This is a genomic window from Streptomyces sp. NPDC058650 (assembly GCF_042717315.1).
In the GTDB taxonomy this organism is placed as follows: Bacteria; Actinomycetota; Actinomycetes; order Streptomycetales; family Streptomycetaceae; genus Streptomyces.
Genome location: NZ_JBHXRL010000004.1, coordinates 114518 through 134263, shown reverse-complemented (window position 1 = coordinate 134263; position 19746 = coordinate 114518). Strand labels below are relative to the sequence as shown.

Below are 19746 nucleotides of genomic sequence, written 5' to 3'. Positions count from 1 at the left end.
CCACCCACTTCCAAGTGGGTACTTGAGCAGGTCAGGACTCTGGACCAGCCTTGTGGTCATGACAGCGAACACGCGAGAGAAGACCGAAGAGAAGACCCCCGTCACCCTGCTCGGTCTCGGTGCGATGGGCACCGCCCTGGCCCGTACCTGGCTCACCGCGGGGCACCCGCTCACCGTCTGGAACCGCACCCCCGGCCGCGCGGCCGGACTCGCCGACGACGGCGCGAAGACGGCCGACAGCGCCGCCGAGGCGGTCGCCGCGAGCACCCTGGTCGTCGTCTGCCTCCTGGACGACGCCTCGGTCGGCGCGACCCTCGCCGACGCCGACCTGACGGGGAAGGACCTCGTCAACCTCACCACCACGACCCCGGCCCAGGCCCGCGCCCGCGCCGAATGGGCCCGCGAGCGCGGGGCCCGATACCTGGACGGCGGGATCATGGCCGTACCGCCGATGATCGGCGTCCCGGAGGCCGGCGGGTACATCTTCTACAGCGGCTCGAAGGAGCTGTTCGCGCAGCATCAGGAGACCCTGGCCGTGCCCGTGGGCACCACGTACGTCGGCGAGGACGCGGGCCACGCGGCCCTGCACGACGTGGCCCTGCTCAGCGCGATGTACGGGATGATCGCGGGGGTCACGCACGCCTTCGCCCTGATCCGGAAGGAGGACATCGACCCGGTCGCGTTCGCTCCGCTGCTCGTGGACTGGATCAAGGCGATGGCCGGTCCGTCGATCACGCAGACCGGCAAGCAGCTGGCGAGCGGCGCCCTCACCGAGGACGTGGTCTCCAACCTGGCCATGCAGGTGGCCGGCGTGCCGACCTTCCTCACCACGGCCGAGGAGCAGGGCGTGAGCCCGGAGCTGATCAGCCCGTTCTTCGAGCTGATGCGCCGCCGTCTGGCCCTGGGCAGCGGCGAGGAGGACCTCACGGGCGTGGTCGACCTGCTCGTACGAGGGGAGTGACGGGCCCCGGTCACCCGCCCCGTACCGCCTCCGCGAGCGCGGTCAGGAACTCCACCACCCCCGGCGGGCCCGCCACCGAGAGGTCCGCGCGGGCGGCGAGTTCCGGGACCTCGGTGGAGCCGCTGCAGACCAGGAGGCCGGGGATGCCGTCGGAGCGGAGTTTCTCGACGGCGGCGAAGGCGGGCAGGTCGCCCAGGTCGTCGCCCGCGTAGAGCACGGACCCGGCGCCCGTCTCCCGTGCGTACTCGGCGAGCGCCACGCCCTTGTCCATGCCCGGGGGCCGCAGCTCCAGGACCATGCGGCCGGGTTCCAGGACCAGGCCGTGGTGGGTGGCGAGGTCGCCGAGGGGGCCCTTGAGGGCCTCGAAGGCGCCCTCCGGGTCGAGGGCGCGGCGGGTGTGGACGGCGACCGCCCGGCCCTTCTCCTCGATCCAGACGCCCGGCCAGGCGCCGGCCCGGTCGAGGAAGCCGGGGAGTTCGGCGCGGACGGAGGCGACGCCCGGGTGCGGGGCGGCGGCCTTGACGGTGCCGGTGACGGCGTCCCAGCGTTCGGCGCCGTAGTGGCCGAGGACGACGAGGTGTTCGAGGCCGGGGACTCCGGCGAAGCCGCCGTAGCGGACGGCGACCCCGGCGGGACGGCCGGTCACGACGGCGACGGAGGCGACCTCGGGCGCGAGGGCGGCGAGGGCGGCCACGGCACCGGGGTGGGCGCGGGCCTGTTCGGGGTCGGGGACGATCTCGGCGAGCGTGCCGTCGAAATCGAGGGCGACGACGGCTTTCGCGGGACGCGCGAGGAGCGCGGCCAGACCGTCGCGGCCGGTCGGGGTGGTCGGGTGCGGAAGGCTGCTGACCATGCTCACGACCCTACCGACGCGAGGCGGTCGCGTCAGCGTGGCCGGGGTCACGCCCGCTCCCGCTACCGCCGCTCTTGCTTCTCGGCCCTCACCCGGCGCAGCCGGTTGACCGTGACCGGGTCGTGGGCGAGGGCGCGCGGGTCGTCCAGGAGGGCGTTGAGCAGCTGGTAGTAGCGGGTCGGGGAGAGGCCGAGGCCTTCGCGGACGGCCCGCTCCTTGGCGCCGGGCCCTGGCCAGGAGCGGCGTTCGACGGCGAGAAGGGCCCGCTCGCGCTCACCGAGCCCATTCCCGCTGTCGCCGTCCGTCGTCCCCTGCTCTTCGGTCATACGACCAACTTATTACTCGGCGTTCTCCGCCGCCGTGGCCGCCCGGCCTATCGTGCCGAGGACCTCGGCGGGCCGGCCGGCGGGGGTGACGGCCTTGCCGATGTTCTGCTTGACGTTCTCGCTGACCGTGGCCCACGAGGTCTTGCCGACGGGCGGGAGCTGGGAGTCCGGGAGCCCCTTGAGGAACTCGCGCAGGTTGGCGTACTCGGGGTCGGTCTCCATGCGGGCGGAGGCGCTGACGGTGACCGGCAGCAGGTCGTTGTCCCCGGCGAACTTCAGGACGTTCTCGTCGGTGAAGACGAAGTTCAGGAAGTCGCCGATCTCCTTGCGGTGACCGTTCTGCTTGAAGCCCATGATCCAGTCGGCGACGCCCATGGAGCTCTTGGGCTTGCCGTCGATGCCGGGCAGCGGCACCTGGCCGACCTCGACGCCCTTCTTCGCGGCCTCCTTGACCAGCGAGGGGTGGCCGTTGAGCATGCCGACCTCGCCGCTCGCGAAGGCGGCGAAGGCGGCCTTGCGGTTGAGCTTGCCGGGGGCGACGGGCCCGGTGAGGCCCTTGCCGACCAGGTTCTTCTTCAGCCAGTCGAAGGTGCGGACGTTCGCCTCGGAGTCGACGGCGTAGTGGTCGGTGGCGTCGGTCCAGCCACCGCCGCCGCTGAGGAGCCACATCAGGGCCTCGGCCTGGGCCTCCTCGGGGCCGAGCGGCAGCGCGAAGGGGGTCTGGACGCCCTTGTCCTTGAGCTTCTCGGCCGCGGCGGCCAGCTCGTCCCAGGTGGTGGGGGCCTCGGCGCCGGCCTCCTCGAAGAGGGCCTTGTTGTAGAAGAGCGGCCGGGTGGAGGCGACGAACGGCAGCCCGTACTGGGTGCGCTTGGTCTCTCCGGCGGCGACGAGCGGCGCGAGGAAGTTGGCCTGGACGGGGATGGAGAGGACCTCGTCGGCGGCGTAGAGCTCACCGGCGGCCGCGTAGTCGGCGTAGGCGCCGATCTGCGCGACGTCGGGGGCCTCGTCGGCCTTGACCATCTCGGCGACCTTGCGGTCGACGTCGTCCCAGGACTCGATCTGGACCTCGACCTTCACGCCGGGGTGCTTCGCCTCGAAGGCGGCGACGAGGTCGGCCCAGTACTTCTTGGTCGTGTCCCCGCCGGTCAGGTCGTAGTCGGCGGCGACCAGTCTGAGGGTCACGTCGCCGGATTCGCCACCCAGGACGCCGCATCCGGCGACCGTCGCGGTCAGTCCGAGGGCGGCGGCGGCCGCGGTCAGTCCAAGGAATCGTCGCCGCTCCACGGCTTCATCCACCTTTTTGCTCGTCGTTGAGCTGCGTTGAGCTGTATGTGCACGGTTGTCGCACGGGGTTTTCGCACTGCTGTGAGCTGCGCGTTTGCTCTACGCAGGGCAGCAAGTCTCTCCCGCGGCCGGGCATGAGGTCTACACCACCTGGGTATCACTTCCGCAACACAGCCGGGACCATGGACCCATGACGGGTCCCGAATTTGTATCCGTGCGCAACAATCCTCGGCAGTGGACTAGACCTTTTGGGTCCTCGCGCGCCAAACTGTCCCCCGTGAGACACGTCATCGCCCTGGATGTGGGCGGCACCGGCATGAAGGCCGCCCTAGTAGGGGCGGACGGCACCCTGCTCCACGAGGCCCGCCGCGCCACCGGGCGCGACCGCGGCCCCGAGGCCGTGGTCGAGACGATCCTCGGGTTCGCCGAGGACCTCCGCGCGCTCGGCCAGGAGCGGTACGGCGAGCCCGCCGCGGCCGCGGGAGTCGCCGTCCCCGGCATCGTCGACGCCGAGAACGGCATCGCCGTCTACGCGTCCAACCTCGGCTGGCGCGACGTTCCCATGCGCGAACTCCTCAGCCAACGCCTCGACGGCATCCCCGTCGCCCTCGGCCACGACGTCCGCACCGGCGGCCTCGCCGAAGGACGCATCGGCGCCGGCAACGGCGCCGACCGCTTCCTCTTCGTACCCCTCGGCACCGGCATCGCCGGCGCCATCGGCATCGGCGACCGCATCGAGGCCGGCGCCCACGGCTACGCCGGCGAGATCGGCCACATCGTCGTCCGCCCCGGCGGCACCGACTGCACCTGCGGCCAGCGCGGCTGCCTGGAGCGGTACGCCTCCGCCTCCGCCGTCTCGCAGGCCTGGGCCGCCGCCTCCGGCGACCCGGAGGCCGACGCCGCCGACTGCGCCAAGGCCGTCGAGTCCGGCGACGCCACCGCCGTACGGGTCTGGCAGGACGCTGTCGACGCCCTCGCCGACGGCCTCGTCACCGCGCTCACCCTGCTGGACCCCCGCACACTGATCATCGGTGGCGGTCTCGCCGAGGCGGGGGAAACCTTGTTCACACCACTTCGGGCCGCGGTGGAGGAGCGAGTCACGTTCCAGAAGCTGCCCGCCATCGTCCCGGCGGCCCTCGGGGACACCGCCGGTTGCCTGGGTGCGGGCCTCCTCGCCTGGGATCTGCTCGCCGACCAGCACCCCCAGCGCCCCACCGACTCGGAGGTTTCCGCCTGATGGCCGATCACAAGGTTCTCGCCGGCGCACACGTCGTGCTGCCCACCGGAATCGTCGAGAACGGACGCGTGATCGTCGACGGCGAGCGCATCACCGGCAGCGCCCCCGAGGGCGCCCCGACCGTCGACCTCACCGGGCACTGGGTCGTCCCCGGCTTCGTCGACATGCACAACCACGGCGGCGGCGGCGCGTCCTTCACCTCCGGCACCGTCGACGACGTCCTCACCGGCGTCCACACCCACCGCCTGCACGGCACCACCACCGTCGTCGCCTCCTTCGTCACCGGCGACATGGACTTCCTCACCCAGCGGGCCGGCCTGCTCTCCGAGCTCGCCGAGCAGGGCGAGATCGCCGGCCTCCACTTCGAGGGCCCGTTCATCTCCCCCTGCCGCAAGGGCGCCCACGACGAGACGCTGCTCCGCGACCCCGACCCGGCCGAGGTCCGCAAGCTGATCGACGCCGGCCGCGGCCAGGCCAAGATGGTCACCCTCGCCACCGAGCTGCCCGGCGGCATCGACTCCGTACGCCTCCTCGCCGAGCACGGCGTGATCGCCGCGATCGGCCACACCGACGCCACGTACGAGCAGACCGTCGCCGCCATCGACGCGGGCGCCACCGTCGCCACGCACCTCTACAACGCGATGCCCGCCCTCGGCCACCGCACGCCCGGCCCGATCGCCGCGCTCCTGGAGGACGAGCGGATCACCGTCGAGCTCATCAACGACGGCACGCACCTCCACCCCGCCTCCCTGGAGCTCGCCTTCCACCACGCGGGCGCCGAGCGGGTCGCCTTCATCACCGACGCGATGGACGCGGCGGGCTTCGGCGACGGGACCTACTCCCTCGGCCCGATGGCCGTCGAGGTCAAGGACGGCGTCGCCCGCCTCGTCGAGGGCGGCTCCATCGCCGGCTCGACCCTCACCCTGGACCGCGCCTTCAAGCGCGCCGCCACCATCGACGGCCTCCCCGTCGAGTCGGTCGTCCAGGCCATCTCCGCCAACCCGGCCCGCCTCCTCGGCGTCTACGACCGGGTCGGCTCCCTGGAGCCCGGCAAGGACGCCGACCTCGTCGTCCTCGACGCGGAGTTCAACCTCAAGGGCGTCATGCGCAAGGGCGCCTGGATCGTCGACCCGACGGCGGTCTGATCAAGGGCCTGATCAGCGGTCATACGGCGTCAAAAGGAAGGGCGGTCGGCCGGAGGTCTGGGCCAACCGCCGTTCCTTTGGCATGATCGGTGCCCGTCGGAACACGCGTTCCACAGGACTTCACACGGAACACGGAGTACGGGGGTGCACAGGTGATTCTGACGGTCACCCTCAACACGGCGCTGGACCTGACCTACCGGGTCCCCGCCCTCACCCCGCACGCCACCCACCGGGTCACCCAGGTCATCGAACGCCCCGGCGGCAAGGGCCTCAACGTGGCCCGCGTGCTCGCCGCCCTCGGCCACGAGACCGTCGTCACCGGCTTCGCGGGCGGCGCCACCGGCGCCGTGCTGCGGGACCTCCTCGTCGCGACCCCGGTCCGCGACGAGCTCGTGGAGACCGCGGGTCCCACCCGCCGCACCGTCGCCGTCGTCGACACCACGACCGGCGACACGACCCAGCTCAACGAACCCGGCCCCACCGTCACCGCCGGCGAATGGGCCGGCTTCCGCGACCGCTTCACCGAACTCCTCGACGGGGCCCGGGCGGTGGCCCTCTGCGGCAGCCTCCCGCCGGGCATCCACGTCGGCGCGTACGCGGAACTGATCCGCCTCGCCCGCGCCGCCGCCGTCCCCGTACTCCTCGACACCAGCGGGGAACCCCTGCGCCGGGGCATCGCCGCCCGCCCCGACCTGGTCAAGCCGAACGCCGACGAGCTCGCCCAGCTCACCGGCTCCCGCGAACCCCACCGGGCCACCCGCGACGCACGCCGCCGGGGCGCCCACGCGGTGGTCTCCTCCCTCGGCCCGGAGGGACTGCTCGCCGCCACCTCCGAAGGACTGTGGCGCGCGGCACCGCCCGCCGCCGTCAAGGGAAACCCCACCGGCGCGGGCGACTCGGCCGTCGCGGGCCTCCTCTCGGGCCTGGTGGACGACGCCCCCTGGCCCGAGCGCCTCACCCGTGCGGTCGCCCTCTCGGCGGCGACGGTCCTCTCCCCGGTGGCCGGGGAGTACGACGCGGCGGCCTACGAGGAGCTGCTGCGCGGCGTGCAGGTGACGCAGGAGACCCCCTGATCCTCGGAAGGGGCAGGGGGTCGGGGGTCGGAATCCCGCGGACTTACCCGCCCGGGGTGACTTCCAGCCAGTCGAGCAGCACGTTGCACTGGTTGCCCGTCTCACACGAGATCTTGATCTCGTTGTCGCCCTTCTGGAGGGTGACCGGCGCCCAGGTGGTCTGCCAGTTCTTCTCCAGGTTCGGGTCCGAGGAGTGGATGAAGTTCTTCAGGCCGAGGGGCGAGGAGTTCGCCTTGCCGTTGACCGTCAGGGTGGCGTTGGCGTCGACCGCGGGGATCGCGTAGCGCACGGTCAGGCGGTACGCGCCCTCCGTGGGCATGTTCGCCTTCCACGTCACCGAGGCGCCGACCGCGTTGAAGCCCGAGACGTAGGTGCCGTCGACGCCCTCGGCGCCCGTGACGGTCTTCTCCGTGCCGGCGGTGCCGCCCAGCTTCAGCGTCGCCGCGTCCTGCTTCGGCAGCTCGACCGGGGTCGGCTCCGTGCTCGGTTCGGTGCTGGGCTCCTCGGAGACCTGGGAGGGCGCGGTCGACGGCGTACCGCCACCGGCCTGGCCGTCCTTGTCGTCCTTGTCACCGTTGTTCGTGATCACGGCGGCGGCGATGCCGACGACGACGACCGCGACGACCGCGACCGCGCCGATCAGCAGCCCCCTGGAGTTGGGGCCGCCGCCGGAGCCGCCGCGCGGGTGCTGCGGTGGGGCCTGGCGGGTCGGCGGGCCGCCGTAGGTCTCGGGAGCGGCGTACTGCGCGTGCGGCTGGCCGTAGGGGGCCTGCTGCTGCTGCGGTACGTAGGGCTGCTGCTGCGGCTGGCCGTACTGGCGCTCGCCGACCGTCCTGACCTGGTTGTACGAGGTCCGGGGCACGCCGGGCTGAGCGGGTCCGGGGCCGGGGTAGCCGTAGCCACCGCCCTGCGGCGCCTGGGCGCCCGCCGCCTGACCGTCCTCGTACAGGTAGCCGAACGGATCGTCGTCCTCGGGCTTGCTCGCGCCGTGGTTACCGGCAGCCATCCGGGTCACTCCTATCCATGCTCGCCAGCCGTCGCCGACCGGCCGAGCCTACCCCGAACGGACCAGCACCCGGGGCGGGGCTTGACAGGCGGACGGATCGCGGTGGGCTCAGCCGGCCCGGCGGTGGACCTTGGCGCGGGAGCGCTTCTCGATGTACATCCGCTGGTCGGCGGAGTTGAGGACCTCTTCGACGGTCATCCCGCACTCGGCCCAGCCGATGCCGAAACTCGCCCCGACACGGACCGCCCGGCCGTCCACCCGGATCGGCGGAATGATCGCGTTCCGGAGGCGTACGGCCAGGTCGGCGGCGTCGGCCGCGCCGAGGCCGTCGGCGAGGACGACGAACTCGTCGCCGCCGAGCCGGGCGACGGTGTCCCCGTCGCGGACGCCCGTGGTGAGCCGGCGGGCGACCTCGATGAGGACGGCGTCGCCGGTGTGGTGCCCGAAGCGGTCGTTGATCGACTTGAAGCCGTCGAGGTCGCAGAAGAGGACGGCGAGCCCCTTCGTGCCGTCGTCGACCTCACCCGTGGACGGGGCGACGGTGTGGACGTGGTGGTCGTACGGTCCGGCGCCGTTCGCCGGCTCGAATCCGAAGCCGTGCTCGTGCTCGTACGGCGACTCGTAGCCGGATTCGTGGCCGGTCTCGTGGCCGGAGCCGGATGCGTAGCCGGGGTTGGTGCCGGCGCCGGGGCCCGTGCCGTAGCCTCCGTCCCTGGCCGAGTCGTAGCCGCCGTCGTGCCCGCCGCCCTCGTAGCCCGCGCTCTCGAAGCCGGCGTACCCCGCGGCCTGCGCCGGGCGCTCACAGAGGCGGGCGGAGAGCCGGGAGCGCAGTTCGGCGCTGTTGGGGAGGCCGGTGAGGGCGTCGTGCGAGGCGCGGTGGGCGAGCTGGAGCTCGTGGCGCTTGCGCTCCTCGATGTCCTCGACGTGGGTGAGGAGGAAGCGGGGGCCGTCGGCGGTGTCGGCGACGACCGAGTTCCGCAGGGACACCCAGACGTAGGTGCCGTCGCGCCGCCCGAGGCGCAGCTCGGCGCGGCCGCCCTCGGCGGAGGTCCGGAGCAGCGTCCCTATGTCCTCGGGGTGGACGAGGTCGGCGAACGAGTAGCGCCGCATGACGGAGGCGGGCCTGCCGAGGAGCCGGCACAGGGCGTCGTTGGTACGGAGCAGCCGGCCGTGCTGGTCGCCGCCCATCTCGGCGATGGCCATGCCGGAGGGGGCGTACTCGAAGGCCTGCCGGAAGGACTCCTCGCTGGCGCGGAGGGCCTGCTGCTCCCTTTCGAGGCGGACCAGGGCCCGCTGCATGTTGGAGCGGAGGCGGGCGTTGCTGATCGCGATCGCCGACTGCGAGGCGTACATCTGGAGCGCCTCCTGGCCCCAGGGGCCGGGGTGCCGGCCGTTGCGCGGGCGGTCGACGGATATGACGCCGAGCAGTTCACGGCCGGAGCCGGAGGCGTACATGGGGGCGTAGAGGCGGTCGTGGGGGTGCCACTCGTCCTCGAAGCGGGGCGCGGGGCCGTCGGTGTGCCACTGGGGGACGTCGTCCTCCATGAGGACCCAGCCCTCGGTGTGCGGGATGAAGCGGAGCTCGCCCCAGGCGGAGCCCATGGAGAGGCGGCGGTCCCAGGAGGCGCGGGAGCCGACCCGGCCGGTGATCAGGGCCTCGGCGGCGGAGCTTCCGGCGAAGGCGGCGACGACGAGGTCACCGTCGGGGCGTACGAGGTTGACGCAGGCCAGCTCGTAGTTGAGGCCGGCGACGACACCGTCGGCGACGGTCTGCAGGGTGTCCGCAAGGCTGCGGGCTGTGTTGAGGTCCGCCACGACCTGATGCAGCTGCCGCAGGGTCGAGAGACGGACGTACGGCTCCGACTCGGTCTCCATCGCTCGCTCTCCCCGAGACCTCGACAGCAACTCCAGGGTTCTCATCGGCTTCGTGCTGCACTGTCCCTGCCACTGAATCACAGCGAGCTGCGCACCCGGTACACAGGGTCAGCAAATACTGGCCGCTGTGACTCAAGTCACAGCAGGTCATGGCGGGTCGCACACAACTCCCTGGGGCGGTCCTGACCTGGTGGGCCTCCGGAAGACACGTGCCACCGGACACGTGCCACCGGAGGGGCCGCCGAGGCCCTGTCAGGAAGCCCGCGCGGAGGCCTTCCGCTCCCGCTCGACCATGCCCAGCGCCACCCCGGCGACGATGATGACGCCGCCCGCCGCCTGGGCCGGCCGGATCGACTCGCCGTTGATCAGGACGGCGGAGAGGACGCCGAAGACCGGGACCAGGTTGAGGATGTTCACGGCGACGCTCGACGCCATCCTCCGCAGGCCGTGGTTGTAGAGCAGGAACCCGCCGACCGAGCACGCCACGGCCAGGTAGAGGAGCAGCGCCGAGGCGGTCGCGTCCGGCATCCGCCAGTCGCCGGCCTCGAGGAGGGAGGCGAGGAGGAATCCGGCCGCGCCCGCGAGGGTCTGGTGGTACGTGACGCTCAGGGCGCTCTGCCCGGCGCTCGCGCGCTTGCCGAGCACGTTGTACCCGGCCCAGGCCAGCCCGCCGAGCAGCAGGAGGACGTCGCCCGTCCACCGTGCGCCGCCGCCGACCTGGGCGCCGTTGCGTACGACGAGGAAGGCGCCGACGGCGGCCAGCAGGACGCCCGCGATCCGCAGCGGCGGCATCCGGGCGCGGAGGACGACCCGTTCCAGGAGCATCGTCATCAGCGGGTACGTGGCCACGATCAGGGACGCGTCGGACGCCGTGGACAGATCGACGCCGACGTTCTCCAGGACGAAGTAGACGGTGATGCCGAGGAAGCCGCTCAGGTGGAGCTGCCGCCGCTGCCGGGCGTCCGGCCGGGCGTCCGGCTCCGCGTCGGACCGGGCCGCGCGGTGCCGGCTCAGGCGTACCGCCACGCCCAGGAGCACGGCGGCCAGGGCGAACCTGATCGCGCCGATGCTGAGCGGGCCGACGTCCTCAAGGAGCCGTTTGGTCACCGCGTACGAACTGCTCCAGAACAGCGCGGCCGCCACCACGGCACACACCGCCCCCACGCCGGCCCCTCGTCCACCCATCCGAGCCCACACCCTTCTCCCCGAACAAACATCAGCCAATCGAGGCGGACAGTAATCGACTGTCGAAAGTCCCGCTTAGACTCCGAATTACCTTCGGAATTCGACTGAGAGAGGCGATCGTGGACGAACTAGATTCGGCGTTGGTGCGGATGCTCCAGGAAGACGGTCGGCGCACCAACCGGGACATGGCCCAGGCGCTCGGCATCGCCCCGTCCACCTGTCTGGAGCGGATCCGGTCGCTGCGCGAGCGCGGCATTCTGACCGGGTTTCACGCCGAGGCCGACCTCGCGGCGATCGGCCGCGGGCTCCAGGCCGTGATCGCCGTACGGGTCCGCCCGCCGACGCGTGCGGTGATCGAGTCGTTCCAGGCCTTCCTGGAGGGGATGCCGGAGGTGATCTCGCTCTTCGTGCTCACCGGGCACGACGACTTCCTGGTGCACGTCGCGGTCCGCGACACCGACCATCTGCACGCGGTGGTCCTGGACAAGCTGACGAAGCGCCCGGAGCTCGCCGACGTACGGACGTCGGTGGTCTACGGCCACACGCGCAAGAAGGTCATCGGACCGACGTGAGAGCTCGGGTTCCGGACGGGGGTCCTAGGACCCCCGGGGGTGGCGAACTGGTCCCCGGGCCCGATGCGGCCCCCGACCGGCCCGGACTAGCGTGCGGGTGTGCTGCAGAAGACGCCCGCCCCGCCCCCCGTGTCCGATCCGGCCATCCCTCATGCTGAGGGGGTGAGCAACGACGAGTTCCGGGCGGCGATGTCCCGCCTCGCCGCGGGCGTGGTCCTGGTGACGGCGCACGCCCCCGACGAGGGGCCGCGCGGCGAGGACGTCGGCATGACGGCCACCGCCTTCATGTCGGTCTCCCTCGACCCGCCCCTGGTCCTGGTCAGCCTCCGCAACGGCTCCCGCATGGACGACCTGCTCGCCGAGGTCCCGGTCTGGGCGGTGTCGATCCTCTCGGAGGGACAGCGGCAGATCGCCGGGCGCTTCGCGATGAAGAACCGGGTCAGCGACCGGCTCCTCTTCGCCGACCTTCCGTACACGCGGGGCGCGGAAAGCGGCGCGCCGCTGCTCGGCGGGGCGCTCTCGGTCCTGGAGTGCCGCACGGAGAGCCGTGTCGTGGCCGGGGACCACACCCTGGTCGTCGGCCGGGTCGTGACGGTCGGCCTGCCCTCGGCTGACGGCAGCGGCCCGCTCACGTACTTCCAGGGGAAGTACCGGCACCTGAGCTGAAGCGGGCGGGGTGCTCAGCCGTGCTCAGCCCCAGTCGCCGCGGGACTGCCGGGTGCGCTTGGTCTCCGAGCGCTGCTTCTTCTCACGCAGCCGCCGTTCGTTGATGCCGCGCGGGATCTTCGTCGCTCTGCGGGGCTTCGGCGGCGGGGCCGTCGCCTCGGCGAGGAGGGCGGCGAGACGGACCGCGGCCGTCTCGCGGTTACGCCACTGGGAGCGGTGCTCCGAGGCGCGGACCGTCACGACGCCGTTGACCAGGCGGGAGGCGAGACGCTCCAGGGCGCGGGCCTTCCACACGTCGGGGAACGCCGTGGTGGCCGCGAGGTCGAAGCGGAGCTCCACCTGCGAGTCGCTGGTGTTCACGTGCTGCCCGCCCGGCCCCGACGACCGCGAGAAACGCCACTGGAGCTCGGCCTCGGGGAGCGAGACGGAGCCGCGGATGGGATAGGGACCGGACATGCCTTCCATGTTCCCCGCAGTGGGCCGTTGGAGTCATCCTGTTTTCGCCGGGAAGCCGCCGGGAACCGCTGGGGGCCCGTGTGCGTTCCTCCAGGCGACGACACCACGATGAAAGGGACTTTCCATGGCTGTGAGCCTGTCCAAGGGCGGCAACGTCTCTCTGACCAAGGAGGCCCCGGGCCTCACCGCCGTCACCGTGGGCCTCGGCTGGGACGTCCGCACCACCACCGGTACCGACTTCGACCTCGACGCGTCCGCGATCGGTGTGGACGCCGCCGGCAAGGTCGCCTCCGACGCCCACTTCGTCTTCTTCAACAACAAGGCGACGCCGGACCAGACCATCGTCCACACCGGTGACAACCGCACCGGCGAGGGCGGCGGCGACGACGAGCAGATCAACGTCAACCTCGCGGGTCTCCCGGCGAACGTCGACAAGATCGTCTTCCCGGTCTCCATCTACGACGCGGTCAACCGCTCGCAGAACTTCGGCCAGGTGCGGAACGCCTACATCCGCATCGTCAACCAGGCCGGCGGCGCCGAGCTCGCCCGCTACGACCTCTCCGAGGACGCCGCCGTCGAGACCGCCATGGTCTTCGGCGAGCTCTACCGCAACGGCGCCGAGTGGAAGTTCCGCGCGGTCGGCCAGGGCTACGCCTCGGGCCTCGAGGGCATCGCCCGCGACTTCGGCGTCAACCTCTGACGTAGCCGTAGACGTAGACGCTGACGGAGGCGTAGCCGACGTCAGCGTCGGACCACCCGGAGCCCCGGCGCGATTTCCCCGCGCCGGGGCTCCTTGGGTGTCTACGCTGGCCGCGTGATCGTCGAAGCCCTCGCCCCCAAGGCCCTGGAGGACGGCGCCGCCCTCCCCGGCCCGCTGCTCACCGAACTCACCGCGCTCTACGCGTCGAACGAGGAGTTCCAGCAGCTCAGCGGCGACTTCCCGGACCCGTCCGACATCCGGCCCGAGCAGGTCGCGGCGGCGCTCGCCGACGACCTCGCGCAGCCGACCGCCGAGGTCCTCCTCGCCCGCTCCGAAGGCCGGCTCGTCGCCGTCGCCGTGACCCTCGGCCGCCACCCCGACCCGGCCGAACCGGACCCGTGGCTCGGCCTGCTCATGGTCCACGCGGACGAGCGGCGCACCGGCCACGGCCGCCGGCTCGCCGCGCACGTCGAGGACCGCTTCCGCGCCGCGGGCCGCACCGGTCTGCGGCTCGCCGTCCTGGAGAACAACCCGAAGGCGCTCGCCTTCTGGACCTCCCTCGGCTACGAGGAGACCGACCGCCGCCCGGACCTCGCACACGGCCGCCCGTGCGTCGTCCTGCGCAAGAGCCTGGCCCCTTAGGGCCTCACGAGCCTGAGGACCTCACGATCCCCGACTCGTACGCGACGATCGCGGCCTCCACCCTGTTGCGCGCCCCGAGCTTGGCGAGCACGGCACTGACGTGGGCCTTCACGGTGCCTTCGACCAGGTGCAGCCGGGCCCCGATCTCCGCATTGGAGAGCCCCGCGCCGACCCCCGCGAGGACGTCCCGCTCCCGTGGCGTCAGGTGGTCGAGGGGGTGGTGGGGCGGCCGCGCCACCCGGTGGGAGCGCAGGCCCTCGATGACCCGGGCGGCCACCCTCGGCGACAGGTAGGCGCCGCCCGCCCCCACCGCCCGTACCCCGTTGAGCAGCTCCCGGGGGTCGTCCGCCTTGAGCAGGAAGCCGCTGGCCCCGTCCGCCAGGGCCCGCGTGATGAACGCGTCCTCGCCGAAGGTCGTCAGCATGATCACGCCGGCCGTCGGCAGCACCTGGTGGATCCTGGCCGCCGCCGCGAGGCCGTCGAGGCCGGGCATCCGGATATCGAGGAGGACGACGTCGGGGCGGTGGCGCCGGGTCAGCTCGACGGCCTCGTGGCCGTCGGCGGCCTCCGCGACCACCTCCGTGCCCGCGTCCCTGGCCAGGATGGCCCGTACCCCGGCCCGGACCATCGCCTCGTCGTCGGCGACGAGGACCCGGACCGGCCGGCTCTCCGCCGTCGTCTCTTCCACCCGCCGAGCCTACGACTCCGGGAGGGCGGAGCACCCCTGACGAAAGGAAGGAAGGTCCTTCCGATCGCCCCATGCGCCGCCGGGCCCGCCGCTCCTAGCGTCCACCGTGTGATCGCACTCCGAGAGCTGACGAAACGCTACGGCGGGTCCACCGCCGTCCACGAACTGACCCTGGACGTCGCGGCGGGCCGGGTGACCGGGTTCCTCGGTCCCAACGGGGCCGGGAAGTCCACCACGATGCGGATGATCCTCGGCCTCGACCACCCCTCGCGCGGCACGGCGCTCATCGACGGCAGGCCCTACACGGCCTTGCGGCACCCCCTCCGCGAGGTCGGCGCGCTGCTCGACGCGAAGGCCGTGCACCCGGCCCGTACGGCCCGCTCCCATCTGGTCGCGCAGGCCCGCAGCAACGGCATTCCGGTACGCCGGGTCGACGAGGTCCTGGAGACGGTGGGCCTCGCCAAGGCGGCCCGGCGCCGGACCGGCTCGTACTCGCTCGGCATGTACCAGCGGCTCGGGGTCGCGGGGGCGCTGCTCGGCGATCCGCCGACGCTCGTCCTCGACGAACCGGTCAACGGCCTCGACCCGGACGGCGTGCGCTGGATGCGGCAGCTCGTCCGGGGCCAGGCCGCGCAGGGCCGCACGGTCTTCCTCTCCAGCCATCTGATGAGCGAGATGCAGCTGACCGCGGACCACCTCGTCGTCATCGGACGGGGCCGGCTGCTCGCCGACACCCCGATGGCCGCGTTCCTCGCGGGCGGCGCCCGGCCGTCCGTACGGGTCGAGGTGCCCGACGCCGAGGAGCGGGCCGTCCTGGTGAGCCGCCTCGCGGCGGAGACCGGTGTGACGGTGGAGGCGCAGGAGGCTCCCGGGGCAGCCGGGGTGGTCCTGGTGCGGGGCCGGAGCGCCGCCCACGTCGGCGACCTCGCCCACCGCCACGGCCTCAGGCTGCACCAACTGAGCGATGTCCAGGTGTCCCTGGAACAGGCGTACATGGAACTGACGGCGCGGAGCGTCGAGTACGTGACGGGAGGGGAGAAGGATGAGCGCCACGATCACCCGTGACGGGTCCGACAGCATCTCCGGCGGGGGCTTCGCCGGGGCGGTCGGCGCCGAGTGGACCAAGCTGTGGTCGGTCCGCGCGCCGTACGTCTGCCTCGTGGCGGCCCTGGCGACGACGGGGATCTTCACCTTCTACTACGGCGCGATCGCCCGTCTCAACGGGCACCCCGTCCAGCCCGTCGGCCACGCATCGGTCTCCTCCACCGCCGTCGTCCAGTTCGCCGTGGTCGTCCTGGCCATGCTCATGGTCACCGGCGAGTACACGACCACCAGTGTCCGCGCCTCGCTCCTGTGGGTGCCGGTCCGGCACCGGGTCCAGCTGGCGAAGGCACTGCTCGCCGCCGTGGTCTCCTTCGCCACCGGCGCGGTGTGCGCGGTGGCCGGCATGGCCGTGGCCTGGGGTCCGTTCGCCGGCCACGCCTCGTTCGACGCGGCCTCCGCCGCCCGCCAGACCGTGGCCGTCGGCGGCTACTACGCCCTCGTCGCGGTCCTGACCGTCGGCGTGTCCTTCGCGACGCGGCACGCGGCCGGGGCGCTCGCCGTGCTCCTCACCCTGCTGTGGGGGCTGCCGACCGTGCTCCTGGGGCTGGGCGGCCCCGCCCTGCTCGCCGTCCACGACTGGCTGCCGCACAGCGCGGGCGGCGTCTTCATGCGAGGCACCGCCCCCGACACCCCGTACGCACCCGACACCCCGTACGGGCCCGGCGTGGCCGTCCTGGTCCTGGCGGCGTGGGCGCTGGCCGCCCATCTGACCGGCCTGTACCTGCTGCGGCGGCGTGACGCGTAGCGTCGGACGGATGACGACAGCCCCTCCCGTGCGGCGCGCGCTCGCCGACCTGGTCCTGTGGGCCCTGCTCTGCGGCGCCGCCGTCCTGTGGCTCCGGGACGACCCGACACCCTCGGTCGCCCTGGGCCTGGTGCTGCCGCTCGTGGTCGCGGCGGTCGCGCTCCCCCTGTCCCGGCACCGGCCGGAGGCCGCGGTCCTGCTGGCCGGCGTCCCGTGCGCGGTGGGGCTCGCGGACACGACGAGCCCCGCGCACGTCTCCGTCCTGACCCTGGCGGTACTGAGCTGCCTCCTCGGCCTGCGGACGGCGACGACCCGCACGCCGCTGCTCGTGCTCGCGGCGACCCTGGCGGTCTGCCTCGCGGTCTGCGCCGTCCTGCGGGTGGGCCCGGTGTGGTGGTTCTACACCCTGACGGTGCTGCCCGCCGCGCTCCTCCTGCCGTGGCTCGCGGGCCGCTACTGGCGCGGCCGTACGGAGCTCGTGCGGGGCGGGTGGCAGCTGGCGCGGAGCCTGGAGGAGCGGCAGCGGTTCGTCGCCGAGCGGGCGCGGCTGACGGAACGCGCCGACATCGCCGCCGACATGCACGACTCCCTCGGGCACGTCCTGAGCCTGGTCGCGCTGCGCGCCGGGGCGCTGGAACTCTCCCCAACGCTCGCCGAGCGGGACCGGGAGGACCTCGCCGAGCTGCGCGCGACGATCGCGGACGCCGTCGACCAGCTGCGGGAGACGGTCACGGTCCTGCGCGAGAAGCCGCAGGCCGACCCGCTCCGGCCGGCCACCGACACCGTCGAGGAGCTGCTCGGCCGGGCGGTCGCCTCCGGCGTCCCCGTGCGGTGGGAACGCGAGGGCCCCGCGCCCGCGCTGTCCCCGCTGATCGAGCGCGGGGTGTACCGGGTGGTGCAGGAGGCGCTCACCAACGCCACCAAGCACGCGCCGGGCAGTCCCGTCCGCGTGAGCATCGCCCACGACGCCGACCGCGACCGCACCCACGTCCGGATCGTCGACGCGGGACCGCTGCCGGGCCGGGTCCCCGGCGAACAGGCGGGCGGCCACGGGCTCGCGGGGCTGCGCGAGCGCGTCACCGTCCTCGGCGGCACCCTGCACACCGGCCCGTACGAGGAAGGCGGCTTCCAGGTCAGCGCGACCCTCCCGCACCGCGCGACGCCCCCGCCGCGGCCCGACGGCAGCACCGGCACCGCGCCAGAGTCGGCGCGCCGGCTGGCCCAGGTGCGGCGCAGTGCCCGCCTGCGCCTCGCGACCGCCTTCGCGATCCCGGCGGGAGCGGCGCTCGTCTTCGTACCGGCGGCGGCCTACTTCGCGTACCAGCTGAGCGCGGGAGTGCTGCCGCCGTCCGCGTACGAGCAGCTCCACGTCGGCCGGACCCACGTCGAGCTGACCCCGCTCCTGCCGTCCAAGCCCTTCCCGTACCCGCCGGACGACGCCCGGTCGGCGCCCCGGCCCCCGGGAACCACCTGCGCCTTCTACCGCTCGAACGGCAACCTCCTGGAGGAGGTCGACCTCTACCGCCTGTGCTGGTCGGGCCCCCGCCTCGTCACCAAGGACACGCTGCCCGCCGGGTGAGGCCGCCCACCGGACACGGCCCCGGACAGGCCCTAAGGCGCGGCCGGCTTGCCCTCGCCGTACAGCCAGACGTCCCACAGCCCGTCGAGGTCCTTCCCGGCCACGCTCTCCGCGTAGGCCGTGAAGTCGTCCGTGGAGGCGTTGGCGTGCCGGTACTTCGCGGGCCAGCCGCGCAGGATCTCGTCGAAGGCGGCGTCCCCGACCGTCTCGCGCAGCTTGTGGAGGACCATCGCGCCGCGCTGGTACACGGGCGGGTCGAAGAGGTTCTCGGCGGAGGGCGGGGCGGCCGGCGGGAAGGCCCAGTTGGCGTCCTGGACGAAGGCCCGCGCGAAGTGCGTCCGCGCCGGGACGCCCTCGTACTCCTCCGCGTACAGCCACTCGGCGTACGTGGCGAAGCCCTCGTTCAGCCACAGGTCCCGCCAGGTGGCGGGGGTCACCGAGTTCCCGAACCACTGGTGGGCCAGCTCGTGGACGAGGGTCGTCCGGTCGAAGGAGCCCGCGGGGAAGACGGGCCGGGTCTGGGTCTCCAGGGCGTAGCCGAGCGTCCCGTCCTCGGTGACGATCGCGCCGACGGCCGAGAAGGGGTACGGGCCGAAGCGCTCGGTCTGCCGGGCGAGGATCTCGGGGATCTCGCCCAGCAGCGCCGCGCTGCCCGCCGCGACCGACGGGTCGGCGGCGGTCAGGACGGGGAGGGAAGCGGGACCGGGGTCGGGTCCGGTCGTCGACTCGGGCGCCCTGGCCGTGTCCGTCGCCGTCTCGTAGCGGCCGATCGCGACCGTCGCCAGATAGCTCGCCATCGGTTCGGCCGCGTGCCACACCGTGGTGACGCGGCCGTCCCGCTCCGTCCGCCGGTCGGTCCTGACGCCGTTGGAGAGCGCTTCGAGCCCGGCAGGGACGGTGAGCGTGATGTCGTACGCGGCCTTGTCGGCCGGGTGGTGGTTGCCGGGGAACCAGGTCATGGAGCCCTCCGGTTCGCCGACCGCGACCGCCCCGTCGTCGGTGCGCAGCCAGCCCTCCTCGGAGCCGTCCGCGTCCGTGATCGGCTCCGGCACGCCCGTATAGGTGACGGTGGCCTTGAACTCCGCCCCGTCTCGGATGTCCTCGCGGGGGCGGAGCGTCAGCTCGTCGCCCGCCCTGTTGTACGCGGCGCGGGCGCCGTCGACGGTCGCCCGGGCCACCGTGAGACCGGCCAGGTCGAGGTTGAAGGCGCTGAGGTCCTGGGTCGCGCGGGCGGTGATCTCGGCGGTGCCGTCGAGGCGCCCGGTGCCCGGGTCGTAGGCGAGGGACAGGGCGTAGTGCCGTACGTCGTAGCCGCCGTTGCCGAGCTTCGGGAAGTACGGGTCGCGCAGCCCGGCGGCCCCGGGAGCGCCCCGGACGCCGCCGGCGACCTCCGTGCAGCCGCCCGCGAGGAGCGCGAGGGCGAGGAGGGCCGCGGCGGCCGCGGGCCGGGGACGTCGCCGGGTCACGTACGCGTACACGTACCGATCCTAAGCAGGACGGATACGAACGACGGGGTACGGAAACGGTGGTGGGGGCCCGCGGGGGGGGGGGGGGGCCCCCCCCCCGGGGGGGGGGCCGGGGCGGGGGGGGGGGGGGGGGGGGGGGGGGGTGGGGGGGGGGCGGGGCACGGGGGCGGGGGGGGGGGTGTT

At 73.2% G+C, this 19746-nt stretch carries 20 protein-coding genes; 11 read left to right on the top strand and 9 right to left on the bottom strand.

The window, feature by feature from the left end:
* Positions 1 to 58 precede the first annotated feature (58 nt).
* Positions 59 to 961 (top strand): NAD(P)-dependent oxidoreductase, encoded by a 903-nt coding sequence (locus tag ACFWWU_RS08825; protein ID WP_384141057.1) that lies wholly within the window; start codon positions 59 to 61, stop codon positions 959 to 961.
* A gap of 10 nt (positions 962 to 971) precedes the next feature.
* Here ACFWWU_RS08825 and otsB read toward each other — a convergent pair whose 3' ends face one another.
* The 3 genes from otsB to ACFWWU_RS08810 all read right to left on the bottom strand — a co-directional run bounded on the left by otsB (position 972) and on the right by ACFWWU_RS08810 (position 3436).
* Positions 972 to 1814 carry a trehalose-phosphatase gene (gene otsB / locus ACFWWU_RS08820; protein WP_384141054.1) on the bottom strand — a complete coding sequence of 281 codons (843 nt, stop codon included), beginning with the start codon at positions 1812 to 1814 and terminating at the stop codon, positions 972 to 974.
* A gap of 62 nt (positions 1815 to 1876) precedes the next feature.
* A complete protein-coding gene (locus ACFWWU_RS08815) occupies positions 1877 to 2140 on the bottom strand; it encodes a DUF3263 domain-containing protein (protein ID WP_384141051.1) in 264 nt (87 codons plus the stop codon).
* Between the two features lie 12 nt (positions 2141 to 2152).
* On the bottom strand, positions 2153 to 3436 hold the full coding sequence (locus ACFWWU_RS08810; RefSeq protein WP_384141048.1) for an extracellular solute-binding protein: 1284 nt from the start codon (positions 3434 to 3436) through the stop codon (positions 2153 to 2155).
* A 265-nt stretch (positions 3437 to 3701) separates the two neighbouring features.
* Here ACFWWU_RS08810 and ACFWWU_RS08805 point away from each other — a divergent pair, with 265 nt between their 5' ends.
* The 3 genes from ACFWWU_RS08805 to ACFWWU_RS08795 all read left to right on the top strand — a co-directional run bounded on the left by ACFWWU_RS08805 (position 3702) and on the right by ACFWWU_RS08795 (position 6879).
* Positions 3702 to 4661: an ROK family protein gene (locus ACFWWU_RS08805; protein WP_384141045.1), complete on the top strand. Its 960-nt coding sequence runs from the start codon at positions 3702 to 3704 to the stop codon at positions 4659 to 4661.
* The gene (gene nagA, locus ACFWWU_RS08800) at positions 4661 to 5806 is read left to right on the top strand and encodes an N-acetylglucosamine-6-phosphate deacetylase (RefSeq protein ID WP_384141042.1); all 1146 of its coding nucleotides are present in this window, start codon (positions 4661 to 4663) and stop codon (positions 5804 to 5806) included. Before ACFWWU_RS08805 ends, nagA begins: the two co-directional genes overlap by 1 nt.
* 152 nt (positions 5807 to 5958) lie before the next feature.
* Positions 5959 to 6879 (top strand): 1-phosphofructokinase family hexose kinase, encoded by a 921-nt coding sequence (locus tag ACFWWU_RS08795; protein WP_384141039.1) that lies wholly within the window; start codon positions 5959 to 5961, stop codon positions 6877 to 6879.
* 43 nt (positions 6880 to 6922) lie between these two features.
* Here the strand turns inward: ACFWWU_RS08795 and ACFWWU_RS08790 are convergent, their stop codons facing one another.
* The 3 genes from ACFWWU_RS08790 to ACFWWU_RS08780 form a co-directional block, all read right to left on the bottom strand.
* Positions 6923 to 7885: a CBM35 domain-containing protein gene (locus ACFWWU_RS08790; RefSeq protein ID WP_384141036.1), complete on the bottom strand. Its 963-nt coding sequence runs from the start codon at positions 7883 to 7885 to the stop codon at positions 6923 to 6925.
* 108 nt (positions 7886 to 7993) lie between these two features.
* Positions 7994 to 9760, bottom strand: a complete 1767-nt coding sequence (gene cdgB, locus ACFWWU_RS08785; RefSeq protein WP_384141033.1) for a diguanylate cyclase CdgB — start codon at positions 9758 to 9760, stop codon at positions 7994 to 7996.
* Positions 9761 to 10012: 252 nt separating this feature from the next.
* Positions 10013 to 10945 (bottom strand): DMT family transporter, encoded by a 933-nt coding sequence (locus ACFWWU_RS08780; RefSeq protein ID WP_384141030.1) that lies wholly within the window; start codon positions 10943 to 10945, stop codon positions 10013 to 10015.
* 119 nt (positions 10946 to 11064) lie between these two features.
* Here ACFWWU_RS08780 and ACFWWU_RS08775 point away from each other — a divergent pair, with 119 nt between their 5' ends.
* Positions 11065 to 11517: an Lrp/AsnC family transcriptional regulator gene (locus tag ACFWWU_RS08775; protein WP_384141027.1), complete on the top strand. Its 453-nt coding sequence runs from the start codon at positions 11065 to 11067 to the stop codon at positions 11515 to 11517.
* A 99-nt stretch (positions 11518 to 11616) separates the two neighbouring features.
* Complete coding sequence (locus ACFWWU_RS08770; RefSeq protein ID WP_384141024.1) at positions 11617 to 12183, top strand: flavin reductase family protein; 567 nt, start codon at positions 11617 to 11619, stop codon at positions 12181 to 12183.
* Between the two features lie 24 nt (positions 12184 to 12207).
* Here the strand turns inward: ACFWWU_RS08770 and arfB are convergent, their stop codons facing one another.
* Positions 12208 to 12648 carry an alternative ribosome rescue aminoacyl-tRNA hydrolase ArfB gene (arfB, locus tag ACFWWU_RS08765; RefSeq protein ID WP_384141021.1) on the bottom strand — a complete coding sequence of 147 codons (441 nt, stop codon included), beginning with the start codon at positions 12646 to 12648 and terminating at the stop codon, positions 12208 to 12210.
* A gap of 115 nt (positions 12649 to 12763) precedes the next feature.
* Here arfB and ACFWWU_RS08760 point away from each other — a divergent pair, with 115 nt between their 5' ends.
* A complete protein-coding gene (locus tag ACFWWU_RS08760) occupies positions 12764 to 13339 on the top strand; it encodes a TerD family protein (RefSeq protein ID WP_384141018.1) in 576 nt (191 codons plus the stop codon).
* Between the two features lie 114 nt (positions 13340 to 13453).
* Positions 13454 to 13981, top strand: coding sequence for a GNAT family N-acetyltransferase (locus ACFWWU_RS08755; RefSeq protein ID WP_384141015.1), 528 nt, complete (start codon positions 13454 to 13456; stop codon positions 13979 to 13981).
* 4 nt (positions 13982 to 13985) lie between these two features.
* Here ACFWWU_RS08755 and ACFWWU_RS08750 read toward each other — a convergent pair whose 3' ends face one another.
* Positions 13986 to 14669, bottom strand: coding sequence for a response regulator (locus ACFWWU_RS08750; protein ID WP_384141012.1), 684 nt, complete (start codon positions 14667 to 14669; stop codon positions 13986 to 13988).
* A 108-nt stretch (positions 14670 to 14777) separates the two neighbouring features.
* Between ACFWWU_RS08750 and ACFWWU_RS08745 the strand changes: the two genes are divergently transcribed.
* Genes ACFWWU_RS08745 through ACFWWU_RS08735 form a run of 3 tightly spaced genes read left to right on the top strand, consistent with a single transcriptional unit; the run spans position 14778 to position 18097 of the window.
* Positions 14778 to 15734, top strand: a complete 957-nt coding sequence (locus tag ACFWWU_RS08745) for an ABC transporter ATP-binding protein (RefSeq protein WP_384141009.1) — start codon at positions 14778 to 14780, stop codon at positions 15732 to 15734.
* A complete protein-coding gene (locus tag ACFWWU_RS08740; protein WP_384141006.1) occupies positions 15712 to 16518 on the top strand; it encodes an ABC transporter permease in 807 nt (268 codons plus the stop codon). The genes ACFWWU_RS08745 and ACFWWU_RS08740 overlap by 23 nt, the downstream gene beginning before the upstream one ends.
* Positions 16519 to 16528: 10 nt before the next feature.
* Positions 16529 to 18097, top strand: a complete 1569-nt coding sequence (locus ACFWWU_RS08735) for a sensor histidine kinase (RefSeq protein WP_384141003.1) — start codon at positions 16529 to 16531, stop codon at positions 18095 to 18097.
* A 32-nt stretch (positions 18098 to 18129) separates the two neighbouring features.
* Here ACFWWU_RS08735 and ACFWWU_RS08730 read toward each other — a convergent pair whose 3' ends face one another.
* Positions 18130 to 19575: a M1 family metallopeptidase gene (locus ACFWWU_RS08730; protein WP_384141000.1), complete on the bottom strand. Its 1446-nt coding sequence runs from the start codon at positions 19573 to 19575 to the stop codon at positions 18130 to 18132.
* Positions 19576 to 19746: the final 171 nt, after the last annotated feature.